This is a genomic window from Aestuariibaculum marinum, from assembly GCF_014596975.1.
GTDB lineage: Bacteria > Bacteroidota > Bacteroidia > Flavobacteriales > Flavobacteriaceae > Aestuariibaculum > Aestuariibaculum marinum.
Map to the genome: position 1 here is coordinate 91,927 of NZ_JACVXD010000007.1, position 14,222 is coordinate 106,148.

The window sequence follows — 14,222 nt, forward strand, 5'->3', positions numbered from 1 at the left end:
GCGCCAAATGTTATAGGTTAACCTCGGTACCAACTTTTTCGCCGGAAACGACTTTTAAAAGGTTTCCTTTTTTATTCATATCGAATACTATAATTGGTAACTGGTTTTCTTGACTTAAGGTGAAAGCCGTAGTATCCATAACTTTTAAGCCTTTTCTTAAAACATCATCGAAAGATATGAAATTAAATTTAGTGGCTTTGTCATCTTTTTCAGGATCGGCATTGTAAATACCATCAACACGAGTTCCTTTTAAAATTACATCGGCTTCAATTTCTATAGCGCGTAAAACGGCTGCAGAATCGGTTGTGAAATAAGGGTTTCCTGTACCTCCTCCAAAAATAACCACACGACCTTTTTCAAGGTGACGTATAGCTCTTCTTCTAATAAAAGGTTCGGCTACTTCGTTAATTTTTATAGCAGATTGTAATCTTGTAGGTATATCGGCATCTTCCAGGGCACTTTGTAATGCCAGACCATTAATTACTGTGGCTAACATTCCCATGTGATCTCCTTGTACACGATCCATACCGTTACTTGCTCCGGCAACACCTCTAAAAATGTTTCCTCCGCCAATAACAATGGCAACTTCTACACCTTTATCGGTGATTTGTTTAATGTCGTTTGCATATTCGGCTAAACGTTCTGGATCTATACCATATTGGCGATCTCCCATTAAAGCTTCGCCAGATAATTTAAGGAGTATTCTTTTGTATTTCATTTATTTGTTTACTCAGGTTGTGCAAATATAATCAATATCTTAAATTGCTAAAGTGAATTTTTTAGGCAATTTAAAAACTTAAGATTTGTGTATAAAAAAAACCATTGTACTAAAAAGCACAATGGTTTTATATTTTTGTTGTTAAATAGATTAACCTACAGAAGCTCTTTTGAAATCAACGATTTCAACGTCACCGTAAGAAGCTACATATTTAGCAACAGTAGATTTTTCATCTTTAATGAAATTTTGGTCTAATAAACATTTTTCTTTATCAAGAGTTGTGTTATCAGAAACAAAACGATCCATTTTACCTGGTAAGATGTTAGCCCAGATTTTTTCTGGTTTACCTTCAGCAGCTAATTGTGCTTTTGCATCTTCTTCAGCTTGCGCTAATACCTCAGGAGTTAATTGAGACATAGAGATGTATTTAGGTACGTTTTTAAGTGTTTTACCTAAACGTGCTAACTCTTCGTTATCTTTTTCGATTACAGCAATTCTAGCTTCAGTTTCAGAAGCAACATAAGTAGGATCGAAATCTTTGTAAGATAAAGTTGTTGCACCCATAGAAGCTACTTGCATAGCTACATCTTTTACTAAAGTTTCAGCGTTATCTACTTTTGCAGATAAACCAACTAAAGCAGCGATTTTGTTAATGTGAACGTAAGCACCAACGTAAGGAGCTTCTAGTTTTTCGAAAGACGTAATGTCTAACTTCTCACCAATAACACCAGTTTGCTCAACTAATTTATCAGCAACTGTAAGACCACCAAAGTCTGCCGCTAAGAATTCTTCTTTAGTGTTATAGTTTAATGCAAGCTCAGCTAAATCGTTAGCTAATTTTACAAAGTTTTCGTTTTTACCTACGAAATCAGTCTCACATCCTAAAACGATAGCAACACCTGCAGTTTGGTCTGCGTTTAATTTAGCAACAGCAGCACCTTCAGAAGAATCTCTGTCAGCTCTTTTTTCTGCTACTTTTTGTCCTTTTTTACGTAAAACTTCAATTGCCTTATCAAAATCTCCACCAGCTTCAACTAAAGCTTTTTTACAATCCATCATTCCTGCACCAGTAGCTTGTCTTAATTTGTTAACCTCTGCTGCTGTAACTTTTACTGTAGATTCCATATATTTTTTAATTTAAAAAAAGTCGTTTAACATATTTCAACAAAGAAAATAATTAAACGACTTAGTTATATTGTGTAATTGTTAATTATTCTTCCTCATTAGCTGCAACTGTTTTAGCTGCTGCTTTTTTAGCTTTAGGAGCATCTCCTTCTGCTTTCTCAGCTTTTCTTTCTGCTAAACCTGCAGAGATAGAAGCTGTAACATGAGTTAAGATTTTATCGATCGATTTAGAAGCGTCGTCGTTTGCTGGGATAACATAATCAACTTGACGAGGGTCAGAGTTGGTATCTACCATAGCAAAAATAGGAATGTTTAATTTTTGAGCTTCTTTAATCGCGATGTGTTCACGTTTAATATCAACTACAAATAAAGCACCTGGTAAACGCGTCATGTCGCTAATAGAACCTAAGTTTTTCTCTAACTTAGCTCTTAAACGATCTACTTGTAAACGTTCTTTTTTAGATAACGTGTTGAAAGTACCATCTTTCTTCATTCTATCGATAGAAGCCATTTTCTTAACAGCTTTTCTAATAGTAACGAAGTTAGTTAACATACCACCTGGCCATCTTTCAGTGATGTAAGGCATGTTGATAGCTCCTGCTTTTTCAGCAACGATATCTTTAGCTTGCTTTTTAGTTGCAACGAATAAAATTTTACGACCAGAAGCTGCGATTTTTGCTAACGCTGCTCCAGCTTCGTCAATTTTAGCTGCAGTTTTATATAAGTTGATAATATGGATGCCATTACGCTCCATGTATACGTAAGGAGCCATGTTTGGGTCCCACTTACGAGTAAGGTGTCCGAAGTGTACACCTGCTTCAAGTAATTCTTTTACTTCTACTGCCATTTTTGTAATAGTTTACGTTCTGTTGAATTAGCAATGATTAAGTGGTCATAGAATATTCGCCTTAACCATTTAGATGCTAAACTAAATCCTGTTTTGTAAACAAGGATAACAACAATAACTGTTATTAATTTTTTTAATTTAATATTAACGTTTAGAGAACTGGAATTTCTTACGAGCTTTCTTCTGACCGAATTTCTTACGCTCTACCATTCTTGGGTCTCTCGTTAATAAACCTTCTGGTTTAAGAGTTAATCTGTTTTCTGCATCTACTTCGCACATAGCACGAGAGATTGCTAAACGAATAGCTTCTGCTTGACCAGTAATACCACCTCCATATACATTTACGGTAATATCAAAGTTGCTTTCATTGTTAGTCAAAGCTAATGGTTGCTTAACTTTATACTGTAATGTAGCAGTAGTAAAGTAGCTAGCTAAGTCTTTTTTGTTAATAGTGATGTTCCCACTTCCAGCAGCAACATACGCACGAGCAACAGCCGTTTTTCTACGGCCAATTTTGTGAATTACTTCCATTAATTGAATTCGTTTAAGTTAATTGTAGCTGGCTTTTGTGCAGCGTGAGCGTGCTCTGTGCCAACAACAACTGTTAAGTTACGGAATAAATCTGCACCTAATTTGTTTTTAGGTAACATTCCTTTTACTGATTTTTCTACGATTCTTGCTGGATCTTTTCCAAACAATTCTGTAGCTGTTAAACTTCTTTGACCACCTGGGTAACCGGTGTGACGGATGTACGTTTTATCGTTCCATTTGTTTCCGGTTAAGTTGATTTTTTCAGCGTTGATAACAATTACGTTATCACCACAATCAACGTGAGGTGTGAAGCTAGGCTTGTGTTTACCTCTTAATAGTTTTGCAACTTTAGAAGCTAAACGACCCAAAGATTGTCCTTCGGCGTCAACTAAAACCCACTGCTTATCTGCAGTAGCTTTGTTAGCTGATACTGTTTTGTAGCTTAATGTGTCCACGTTTTTAATTAATTTTTATTAAACATTCCTCTCTCAAAAAGAGTTTGCAAATTTACGATTAATTATTTTATTACCAAATAGACTCCTAACTTATTTTTATACAGCTTTTTAAATTAGCAAAATATAGGATAATTATTATGTAAAGACATTATAATGAATTGTTTGTACTTATACAAATAAATTCAAGGACCGAAGTTTTAACAAATGGTAAAATTTTTAGTAACGTGTTAAGGCATCAAATTCGGGTTTCAGGGTGGTAAAAAAATCATAAAGCTTTAATAAATAAACAGCAAGACTTATAAATTGACTATTTTTGCAGCGTTATGCAAGAACTACAACTTTCAGATTGGTTACCTACCACTAACAAAGAGGTTAAGATACGCGGATGGGAAGAACTCGATGTTATCCTGTTCAGCGGTGATGCTTATGTGGATCATCCAACCTTTGGTCCGGCTGTTATTGGCCGTACTTTGGAAAGTTATGGGTTAAAAGTAGCTATTGTTCCACAGCCTAATGTTAACGATAATCTTCAGGATTTCGTAAAGCTTGGTCGCCCTCGATTATTTTTTGGGGTAACGGGTGGCTGTATGGATCCTATGATTAGTAATTATAACGCTAATAAAAAGCGTCGAGATAAGGATGCTTATACACCAAATGGAGATATAGGGTTTCGTCCAGATTATGCTACGACTGTGTATTCGAATATATTAAAGGAGAAATGGCCTGATGTTCCGGTATTGATAGGGGGTATTGAAGCCTCATTGCGCCGTGTCACCCATTACGATTATTGGAGCGATAAATTAATGCCTTCTATTTTAGAATCTTCTAAAGCCGATATGCTGGTGTATGGTATGGGGGAGCAGCCTATGCGAGAGATTGTACGTTTGCTGCAAAAGGGTGTGCCGTTTAGTAGTTTAAATACCATTAATCAAACCGCAGTTCTTGTTAAGAAAGGCGAAAGTATACCAAAAAATAGTAATTGGGAAGATGTTGAAATCGCATCGCATGAAACATGCTTAAAGGATAAAAAAGCCTATGCTTCTAACTTTAAAGTGATTGAACAGGAGTCTAACAAGTTAGCGGCGCGACGAATTTTTCAAAAGGTAGGCGATAAAACCTTAATGATTAATCCACCATTTCCAACAATGACGGAAGAAGAAATTGATGCGTCGTTCGATTTACCATACACCCGATTACCACACCCAAAATATAATAAGCGCGGACCAATTCCAGCATTCGAAATGATTAAGTTTTCCATTAATATTCACCGTGGATGTTTTGGAGGCTGTAGTTTCTGTACCATTTCGGCGCATCAAGGGAAATTTATTGCTTCTCGTAGTCAGGAGTCTATTTTAAAAGAAGTTGATAAGGTTGCCAATATGCCGGACTTTAAAGGCTACTTATCTGATATTGGCGGACCAAGTGCGAATATGTATAAAATGAAGGGTAAGATTCAGTCTATATGCGATAAGTGTGTGGCGCCTTCATGTATTTCTCCCGTTATTTGTAGTAATCTGGATACGTCTCATAAGCCGTTAACGGAATTGTATCAGGCGGTTGATAGTCATCCAAAAGTGAAGAAATCGTTTATAGGTAGTGGTATTCGTCATGATATGCTGGTGCCGGAATTCAATAAGAATGCCGATCCTAAAGAACTTGATGATTACACTGAAGAGGTGATGACCAAGCATGTTTCTGGTCGACTAAAAGTAGCGCCAGAACATACCAGTGATCCGGTATTGAAATTGATGCGGAAACCGTCCTTTAGTTATTTTCATAAGTTTAAGGAGCGTTTCGATAAGATAAATGTGAAGCACAAATTAAAGCTTCAGTTAATTCCTTATTTCATATCCAATCATCCGGCATGTGAAGCTGAAGATATGGCAAATCTGGCGGCGGAAACCAAAGATATGGGCTTCCAGTTAGAGCAGGTACAAGGCTTTACGCCAACACCAATGACGGTGGCAACGGTAATTTATTACAGTGGCTATCATCCGTATACCTTAAAGAAAGTAAGAACACCTAAAACCAGAAAAGAGAAAGACGAACAACATCGTTTCTTCTTTTGGTATAAAGATGAAAATAAAGCCTGGATTAGAAATACACTAAATAAATTAGGGCGTCAGGATTTATTAAAAGTATTACTGCCTGAAAATGATTCGTGGCGTAAAAATAAACCGGGGAAACCGAAGCATACCTTTAATGATGCTGTGCCATTTAATCAGCGTAAAAATAAAGCGAAGTTTAAATCTAAAAATAAGAAACGTTAATTCGTAAAACAAAAAGCCTTGTATTCAATACAAGGCTTTTTGTTGTCTATATGTTTAGAGGTATTGCTATTCCTCTATCAGTTCATACCCCTGATTAATTCCTTTTTCAACTGCAGGAACTCCGCGTTCCATCCAAAGGGGTTTAGGTGCACCTTGTAAGTAATAGTCAAAAAACTGAGATTTTCTCAAGGTAAAGTCCTTTCTGTTCTGGTATTTCAATGGCCAGTGTGGTTCGTCGTTATAATTTAAGAACCAGGCCGGTTTCCCTAAACGGCGTAAGCTCACGAAAAATTCAATACCTTGATACCACGGCACGTGTCCGTCAGCATCGTTATGTAGAATCAGTAATGGTGTATTGATTTTATCAATGTTGAAGATTGGTGAATTTTCAATATAACGCATAGGGTATTCCCAAGGGGTTCCGCCAATACGACTTTGGGTGTGTTCGTATTGAAATTGTCGGCTTAAACCGGTCCACCAGCGAATACCACCGTAAGCACTAATCATATTAGCAACAGGGGCGCCAGATTCGGCAGCTTTAAACATATCGGTTTTGGTTACCAGATAGGCGATTTGATACCCTCCCCAGCTATGGCCTTGTAAACCAATATTGTCTTTGTCTATAAATCCTTTTTTAATAATGGTATTGGTACCAGAAACCACACAACTTAAGGCGCTTTCGCCAGGGTAGCCTTCACGGTATTTTACATCCGGATTAAAAATAACATAACCACGACTTGTATAGTAGCTATAGCTAATGGTTGAACGCACAAACGATGGTGGTCGGTGTCTGTGGATATCATCAGAACTACGCTCATAGAAATTAACAATCATCGGGTATTTTTTGTTCGGATCGAAGTTTTCAGGTTTCGCTAGTAAACCTTCCATTTCTTCACCATCAAGAGAGGTCCATTTTACCAATTCAATGGTTCCCCAGTTGTAGTCTTTTTGTTGCGGATTCGCATCACTTAAAACTGTTTGCTTTTTGAAGCTAAAATCGGTGAGTCTTAAATTCGGAAACTCAACAAACGATTCCCGTGTAAATAATAGTTTGTCACTTAACTCTGCTTTTGTTGGTCTGCTGTAGTTAAAATCGCCTTCCTCAAGTTGCTTTAAAGAATTATTTCTGGGGTTAAATTCAGCGTAACCGCCAGCTTTTGTTGCTTCATTAAAAGTAGAAAGCAGCCATTTGTCTTTCGGGCTTATTGATTCTTCTTCCTTATCTAATTTAATGTAGCGGTATACTGTTTTGCTTTCACGTCCGTTTGTTAGGTTGGTTGCTTCTCCTGTCTTAGGATTAAATTTCCAGATGTCGTAACGGTCGTATAATAAGATAGAGTTGTCATCTTCTAACCATCCTGCAGCGCCATATGATCTAGGGAAATCAGGAGAGTCGTTTAGTTCGTCGTAAAAAGGCTTGTTTTTAGTTAATTCGAGATATTTATCGGTCTTTACATTGTAAGTAAACCAAGTGCTATCGATAGAATGGTAACCAAATACAAATTCGCCTTTCGGACTTAAAGAAGCGTTGGGTGTTTGTTTTAAGATGACTTTTTGTGTTCCGGTTTTGGTGTCAATAATGGCGTAATCTTTAAGCCGTCTTCCTGTCCACTGACTTTCTAAAGCATAAGGCATAGGTGTGTTTACTAATGTGATATTAGAGTTGCCTTTATCGGTAGTAATAGAATAAGGGAACGCTTCCGTTTCAATCTGAACTGTTTTTTTTGTATTGAAATTATAAACCGTTTCGTAGGATTTAATGGTGTCGTTTTTTACCTGTAATTCCTGAACTGTGTATAGCCTCGGTTCGTTATAAGTCCAGACTTCTACGTTAACAATTTCATCTTTTAATAAAGTTGTGTCCTTGATAATAGGCGGTTTTCTTAAACCGAAATATAATTTTGATTCGTCTTTAGAAAATGTAATAGCACCATCTTTAGATACCAAATAACCTTCAGGTGTTGTGTTGTTATCGTAAAGTTTAGTTGCCGTCTGTTCGCCGGTTTTCCAAATGTAAAGTTCGTTTGGTCTAATTTGTACCTTAGTAGTATCGGCATCGACTACGAAAGCAAAACGCGCTCCGGTTTCGCTAAAGCTTAATTTGTTGTATTTGGCTTTCTTACCAGAGTAGATATTGGTTAATTTCGATGTATTGAAATCATAGATATAAACGCCTTCACCTTCGTTATCTTTTTTACCAGTCGTTGAAAATGCTAAGGTTTTCCCTGTTTTGGCAAAGGTGTAATGGGTGACATATTTAAAAGTGTCTTGTGCTTTAGTGTTAAGGTTTCTAATCACTAAATGATAACCATTCGTTTTACTTACCTTTTTAGGTTTTGCTTCTTTTTTATCTTCTTTTGTTTCAGTGCTATCCGTTTTATTTTCTTTTTTAGGAGCTTTAATATCTTCTAATACATAAGCAATGTAACCCGACCATTTTTTGGGTAATTGATACGATTTTACATTGGCTATTTTATCTAGTTCTTTAGTGTCAAGATTATAAATACCTAAGGAATCTTTAGGAAGGTTATCTTTTTTAACCTTTTGGCGAAGCATTTTATCAACACTGTCTTTTAGAGGTTTTATGGTGAATGCTAAAAATTTAGAGTCGTAACTAAATTGACCTTGAGATGCTCGAAAGTATTCTAATAAAGTTTCTCCTTTACCGGAGTTTAAATGAAGGTGGCTATCGGAGTTGTCTTGTTCTAAATCGTAGGCTACAAAATCGCCGTTCGGGGAAATGGTTTCATTTTTTATGCTGTTCCATTGTTGGATGTCATCGAATTCTAATGTCTTTTTTTGTGCAAGTGCTGTAAAAGATATGAGAATAAGGAGGTAGGTAAAGCTTAATTTCATCTATTAAATATTAAGTTATAATGATTAGTTGTTAAAAATAGTTAATAAGATGAAGTTGAGCCAATTGTTAAATTAAGTTTAACACAATGGGTTAAGCAGATTTTGAAATGAAAAAGCCTGACGTAGTAACATCAGGCTTTAAAAGAATTTTGGTCAGTTTATTAATGCGCCTCTAACCAGTTGTCACCAGTGCCTAAATCGACATCTAAAGGCACAGCCAATTGGTAGGCGTTTTCCATTTCGGTTTTTACTAAGGTTTTAATGGTGTCGAGTTCTGGTTTGTATACATCGAATACCAATTCATCATGCACCTGAAGTAGCATTTTAGTTTTAAAATTGCCCGTTTCTAATTTCTTATGAATATTAATCATAGCGATTTTAATAATATCGGCAGCGCTACCTTGAATTGGTGCGTTTACGGCATTACGTTCGGCAGCACCACGAACCACAGCGTTACGTGAATTAATATCTTTTAAGTAACGGCGGCGTCCTAAGACGGTTTGTACATAACCATGGTCGCGAGCAAAATCGACTTGTTGGCTGATGTAGTTTTTTAACTTCGGATAGGTTTCATAATAGGTATCGATAAGTTCTTTGGCTTCGCTACGCGATAAATTGGTTTGGTTGCTTAATCCGAAAGCAGAAACCCCGTAGATGATTCCGAAGTTTACGGTTTTTGCATTGCTACGCTGTTCACGAGTGACTTCTTCAATCGGTACATTAAACACTTTTGAAGCGGTAGAGGCGTGAATATCTTCACCGTGTTTAAAGGCGTTAATCATGGTTTCTTCCTCACTTAAAGCCGCAATAATACGAAGCTCAATCTGACTGTAATCGGCAGCGAGTAACGTGTAATCTTCATTTCGAGGTACAAAGGCCTTACGCACCTGGCGTCCGCGCTCTGTACGAATCGGTATGTTTTGTAAGTTCGGGTTGTTGCTGCTTAAACGTCCGGTTGCAGCAACAGTTTGCATGTAATCGGTATGAACACGATGGTCGTTAGTGTCAACCTGAAGCGGTAAAGCATCAACGTAAGTACTTTTTAGTTTCGAAAGTCCTCTGAAATCTAAAATATATTGAATGATGTCGTGGTCTTTAGCCAGGTAGCTTAATATGTCTTCAGATGTTGCATATTGTCCAGTTTTGGTCTTTTTCGGTTTATCAACCAGTTTTAGTTTGTCAAATAAAATATCACCTAGCTGCTTTGGTGAAGCGATGTTGAATTCTTCACCGGCAATTTCGTAAATTTTACTTTCCAGTGTTTTAATATCGTTGTTTAACTGTTCAGCCAGACTGTTTAAGAAGTCTTTATCTAAGTTAATACCTTCAATTTCCATAGCTGCTAAAACACGGAGTAATGGAATTTCAATATCATCAAATAGTTTTTGCGTATTGGCTTCACCTAATTCTTTTTCAAAATGTTCTTTAAGCTGAAGGGTGATATCGGCGTCTTCAACGGCATATTCGGTTTGCTTGTCTAAAGCAACCTGACGCATCGATAGTTGATTTTTTCCTTTCTTACCAATTAGGGTTTCAATAGGAATTGGCGTGTAGTTTAAATAGGTTTCAGCCAGAACATCCATGTTATGACGCATATCCGGATTAATCAGATAATGGGCCAGCATAGTATCAAATAATTTTCCTTTAACCGTGATGTTGTATTTGGCTAAAACTTTAATATCGTATTTTAAATTCTGACCAATTTTTTCGATGGTTTCACTTTCAAAAAATGGACGTAATTGTTCGATTAGTTCCTGAGCTTCGTTTTTATCTTCAGGGAATGGCAGATAAAATCCTTTGCCGGTTTCCCATGAAAATGCAATACCAACTAATTCCGCAGCTAATGGGTTTAGGTCTGTGGTTTCAGTATCAAAACACACTGATGTCTGATTCATTAAGTTTTTAATGAATAGCTTGGTGGCCATGCCTGAAGCCACACTTTGGTAAAAATGCGAAGTGGTTTCAGCTGTTTTTCTAGTGTATTCTGTTGTTGTTTCAGTTTCTTCATCACCACCTCCAAAAAGAGAAAACTGTCCAGCACCAGCCGATGCCGGTTCTTTTTTGGTTTCTGTTGTTTTTGTAGTGGTTTCAGTATTAGCAGTTGCTTGAGGGGTAGTGGTTTCTGTAGTTGCCGAAAAGGTTTTTAAGAAATTAGTTAAAAGCTGTCTGAATTCTAAATCGTTAAAAATAGCTGTTACTTTTTCTGTGTCAGGTGTAGACATTTCAAAATCATGTTCATCAAATTCTACAGGAACATCCAGCATAATAGTGGCTAGTTTTTTAGAAAGTAAGCCGAGCTCTTTATTGGCTTCAACTTTCTCTTTCATTTTGCCTTTAAGTTCATGGGTGTTTTCCAGTAAGCCCTCCATACTTCCGTACGCTGCGATAAACTTTTTGGCGGTTTTGTCGCCTACGCCCGGTAATCCAGGAATGTTGTCGCTGGCGTCTCCCATCATGCCTAAGTAGTCAATCACCTGCAGCGGATCTGTCACTTCAAATTTCTTTTTAACTTCTTCAATGCCCCAGGTTTCATAACCGCCACCGAACGATTTTGGGCGGTACATAAAAATATTTTCAGAAACCAACTGAGCAAAGTCTTTATCTGGGGTTACCATAAAGGTTTGGTAGCCTTGTTTTTCGGCTTGTTTAGAAAGGGTTCCTATTACATCATCAGCTTCATAACCTTCTTTTACCATAATAGGAATATGCATGGCTTTAAGGATTTCCTGAATATAGGGTACAGCCACTTTAATAGCTTCCGGAGTTTCATCACGATTCGCTTTATAAGCCTCGAACATTTCCACGCGATCAGTGCTGCCGCCTTTATCGAAACAAACGGCTAAATGGTCAGGTCTTTCGCGTTTAATAACATCTAAAAGTGAATTCATAAATCCCATAATGGCAGAGGTGTCAATACCTTTGCTGTTAATTCTGGGGTTTTTTATAAATGCGTAATACCCACGGAAAATTAAAGCGTAGGCATCAACTAAAAATAGACGTTTTTGATCGGACATAATGTTTGTTTTGATAAGAAGTTCAAAACTACAAAAACTTACGAGATAATTGCCGTTTAAATAGGTTGAGGCGTGTTTTAAAATCAATTTTTAGTGTGACTGTTTAGTCTTTTTGAATCTCTATATTTGTTTAATAATTGAAAATTATGGTAGTAGAAGTTTGTGCAAACTCATTTGAATCAGCGCTGAATGCTGAAAAGGCCGGAGCGCATCGTATTGAGTTGTGTTCGGAACTGGCAGTTGGAGGAGTAACACCGTCCTTCGGACTTGTTAAAAAAGTGGTTGATACGTTGTTCATTCCCGTTTTTGTGTTAATTCGTCCAAGAAGTGGCAATTTTACATTTAGCGATGAGGAGGTGGAGATTATGAAACAGGATATTACTATGTGTAAGGAGTTGGGGTGTGCAGGCATTGTTTCTGGCGTTTTGACGCAAGGTCATTCTATTGATATTGAAAAGACAAAGGAACTCATTGAACTTTCAAAACCATTGGCTTTTACTTTTCATCGTGCCTTCGATTGGGTGCCTGATCCGCAAGTAGCATTAGAACAATTAAAAGCCTTAGGCGTCAATCGGATTCTAACTTCGGGACAGGAATCTTCTGCTGAAAAAGGATTGAATTTACTTCAAGAGTTAAAAGCGAAAACGGGAGATGAGCTAAATATTCTTCCTGGGGGAGGTATAAAACCTGAAAATGCTGCTAAGTTTAAAGCAGCAGGTTTTTCTGAGATTCATGTGTCGGCATCAACCATCGAGACTGTTATTAATGCACCAAAGGTCTCTATGAATAGTGCCAAGTTTTTTGATGAAACTATTAAATCCTATTCCGATATCGAAACCATCAAGAAAATTTTGAGGGTTACCAGTTCTGATGTTTAGTGTCTTATCTTGCTTACAGTTAATTCTTAAGGTGGCGTTAAAACCATTTTAAGGTTTATTTTACTGTTGAAATTCAGTTATATTTGATAAAAAAAGAACTATGATGCGTTGGCTCATCTTTATTTTAATATATATCATCGCCGATTTATATGCCTTCCAGGCTTTCAGAACGATTACAAAAAACAATTGGGTTTTGGGCTTGTATTGGCTGATTTCTCTATTAGTTATCGGTAATTTTGTTTACAATTACTATGGTTTTAATAGAAGTGATGGCTTTAGTCACAGGCATGCCTTTGCATTCGGATTCTTCATTGCTTTGTTAGTACCCAAAATGATTGTATTAATCGCTATGTTGGGTGAAGACATCTTTAGAGTTCCTCAAGCGATTTACAGGTATTTTACTGAAGGAAGCTCGGCAGAAGGAAATTATTTTGCTTCGCGTCGTGACTTTATTAGTAAGATTGCTTTAGGGGTTGCAGCGATTCCGTTTGCGTCTATCATCTACGGTATTTATAAAGGAAAATATAACTTTAAAGTTTTAAAATATACTTTAACATTCGAGGATTTACCCGATGCTTTTGATGGTTACAAAGTCACTCAGGTGAGTGATATTCATTCCGGAAGTTTTGACGATGTCAATAAAGTGGATTATGCTATTAACCTGATTAATGAGCAGGAGAGTGATGTTATTTTGTTCACGGGTGATATGGTAAATAACAAAGCTGAAGAGTTGAAACCTTATCTTGGGATCTTTGGAAAGTTAAAAGCAAAAGATGGGTTGTATTCTGTGTTGGGGAATCATGATTATGGTGATTATGTGTCTTGGAATTCTGAAGCAGCAAAGCATCAAAACCTTGAAGATTTAAAAGCACATCAAAAAGAAATCGGTTTCGATTTGTTGTTGAATGAAAGCCGATTTATAGAGCGTGGCGGACAGCGATTGGCTCTGGTTGGTGTTGAGAACTGGGGAACAGGAGGCTTTAAAAAAGCCGGTGATTTAAAGAAAGCTACAAAAGACGTGCATGCCAATGACTTTAAAATTTTAATGAGCCATGACCCGACACACTGGGAAAAGAAAGTAAAAGATGATGACTACCATTACCATTTAACCTTAAGTGGGCATACTCATGGTATGCAATTTGGAATTGAAATTCCGGGTTGGTTTAAATGGAGTCCAGCGAAATGGCGTTATAAATACTGGGCAGGTATGTATAATGAAATGGGGCAGTTTCTTAATGTGAATCGAGGATTTGGCTATCTGGCATTCCCGGGTCGCGTTGGTATTTGGCCTGAAATTACGGTTATTGAGCTTAAAAAAGGGACAGCTACAGCTTAACCTTAAGTTTTCCAGAAAACAGTACTAATTAGTATTGAAAACCCATTCTTCAGGAAATGTTGTGTTTCCTAAAGAAATTGCGTATTTTTATAATAAGGCATTGTTAAATGTGCTATAAAACTATACGAATATTCGTAATATGAAAAAAATGTGTAGGTTTGTAATCGTATATTTGACTCATAAACAATAAAG

General features: G+C 36.9%; 10 protein-coding genes. 3 read left to right on the forward strand and 7 right to left on the reverse strand.

What is annotated here, in order from left to right; all coding sequences use genetic code 11:
* Window positions 1-10 precede the first annotated feature (10 nt).
* The 5 genes from pyrH to rplM form a co-directional block, all read right to left on the reverse strand.
* Window positions 11-718, reverse strand: coding sequence for a UMP kinase (gene pyrH / locus ICJ85_RS12315; protein WP_188224099.1), 708 nt, complete (start codon window positions 716-718; stop codon window positions 11-13).
* 150 nt (window positions 719-868) lie between these two features.
* On the reverse strand, window positions 869-1,843 hold the full coding sequence (gene tsf, locus ICJ85_RS12320) for a translation elongation factor Ts (RefSeq protein ID WP_188224100.1): 975 nt from the start codon (window positions 1,841-1,843) through the stop codon (window positions 869-871).
* Window positions 1,844-1,928: 85 nt separating this feature from the next.
* The gene (gene rpsB / locus ICJ85_RS12325) at window positions 1,929-2,690 is read right to left on the reverse strand and encodes a 30S ribosomal protein S2 (protein WP_188224101.1); all 762 of its coding nucleotides are present in this window, start codon (window positions 2,688-2,690) and stop codon (window positions 1,929-1,931) included.
* Window positions 2,691-2,834: 144 nt separating this feature from the next.
* The gene (rpsI, locus tag ICJ85_RS12330; protein WP_188224102.1) at window positions 2,835-3,221 is read right to left on the reverse strand and encodes a 30S ribosomal protein S9; all 387 of its coding nucleotides are present in this window, start codon (window positions 3,219-3,221) and stop codon (window positions 2,835-2,837) included.
* A complete protein-coding gene (gene rplM / locus ICJ85_RS12335; RefSeq protein WP_188217125.1) occupies window positions 3,221-3,676 on the reverse strand; it encodes a 50S ribosomal protein L13 in 456 nt (151 codons plus the stop codon). The genes rpsI and rplM overlap by 1 nt, the downstream gene beginning before the upstream one ends.
* Window positions 3,677-3,999: 323 nt before the next feature.
* Here rplM and ICJ85_RS12340 point away from each other — a divergent pair, with 323 nt between their 5' ends.
* Window positions 4,000-5,946 carry a YgiQ family radical SAM protein gene (locus ICJ85_RS12340; protein WP_188224103.1) on the forward strand — a complete coding sequence of 649 codons (1,947 nt, stop codon included), beginning with the start codon at window positions 4,000-4,002 and terminating at the stop codon, window positions 5,944-5,946.
* A 66-nt stretch (window positions 5,947-6,012) separates the two neighbouring features.
* Here the strand turns inward: ICJ85_RS12340 and ICJ85_RS12345 are convergent, their stop codons facing one another.
* Window positions 6,013-8,802 carry an alpha/beta hydrolase family protein gene (locus ICJ85_RS12345; RefSeq protein ID WP_188224104.1) on the reverse strand — a complete coding sequence of 930 codons (2,790 nt, stop codon included), beginning with the start codon at window positions 8,800-8,802 and terminating at the stop codon, window positions 6,013-6,015.
* A 161-nt stretch (window positions 8,803-8,963) separates the two neighbouring features.
* Window positions 8,964-11,816 carry a DNA polymerase I gene (polA, locus tag ICJ85_RS12350; protein WP_188224105.1) on the reverse strand — a complete coding sequence of 951 codons (2,853 nt, stop codon included), beginning with the start codon at window positions 11,814-11,816 and terminating at the stop codon, window positions 8,964-8,966.
* A gap of 146 nt (window positions 11,817-11,962) precedes the next feature.
* On the opposite strand from polA, the gene ICJ85_RS12355 reads away from it, so the two are divergent.
* Both ICJ85_RS12355 and ICJ85_RS12360 read left to right on the forward strand, forming a co-directional pair.
* Window positions 11,963-12,694 carry a copper homeostasis protein CutC gene (locus ICJ85_RS12355; protein ID WP_188224106.1) on the forward strand — a complete coding sequence of 244 codons (732 nt, stop codon included), beginning with the start codon at window positions 11,963-11,965 and terminating at the stop codon, window positions 12,692-12,694.
* A 100-nt stretch (window positions 12,695-12,794) separates the two neighbouring features.
* Window positions 12,795-14,030 (forward strand): metallophosphoesterase, encoded by a 1,236-nt coding sequence (locus ICJ85_RS12360; RefSeq protein ID WP_188224107.1) that lies wholly within the window; start codon window positions 12,795-12,797, stop codon window positions 14,028-14,030.
* The last annotated feature ends 192 nt before the right edge of the window (window positions 14,031-14,222 follow it).

Bases quoted from the DNA above. Each gene is read 5' to 3' on its own strand.
- pyrH (WP_188224099.1), bottom strand. From the start codon at position 718: ATGAAATACAAAAGAATACTCCTTAAATTATCTGGCGAAGCTTTAATG.
- ICJ85_RS12360 (WP_188224107.1), top strand. From the start codon at position 12,795: ATGATGCGTTGGCTCATCTTTATTTTAATATATATCATCGCCGATTTA.
- ICJ85_RS12345 (WP_188224104.1), bottom strand. From the start codon at position 8,802: ATGAAATTAAGCTTTACCTACCTCCTTATTCTCATATCTTTTACAGCA.
- ICJ85_RS12355 (WP_188224106.1), top strand. From the start codon at position 11,963: ATGGTAGTAGAAGTTTGTGCAAACTCATTTGAATCAGCGCTGAATGCT.
- rpsI (WP_188224102.1), bottom strand. From the start codon at position 3,221: ATGGAAGTAATTCACAAAATTGGCCGTAGAAAAACGGCTGTTGCTCGT.
- tsf (WP_188224100.1), bottom strand. From the start codon at position 1,843: ATGGAATCTACAGTAAAAGTTACAGCAGCAGAGGTTAACAAATTAAGA.
- ICJ85_RS12340 (WP_188224103.1), top strand. From the start codon at position 4,000: ATGCAAGAACTACAACTTTCAGATTGGTTACCTACCACTAACAAAGAG.
- polA (WP_188224105.1), bottom strand. From the start codon at position 11,816: ATGTCCGATCAAAAACGTCTATTTTTAGTTGATGCCTACGCTTTAATT.
- rpsB (WP_188224101.1), bottom strand. From the start codon at position 2,690: ATGGCAGTAGAAGTAAAAGAATTACTTGAAGCAGGTGTACACTTCGGA.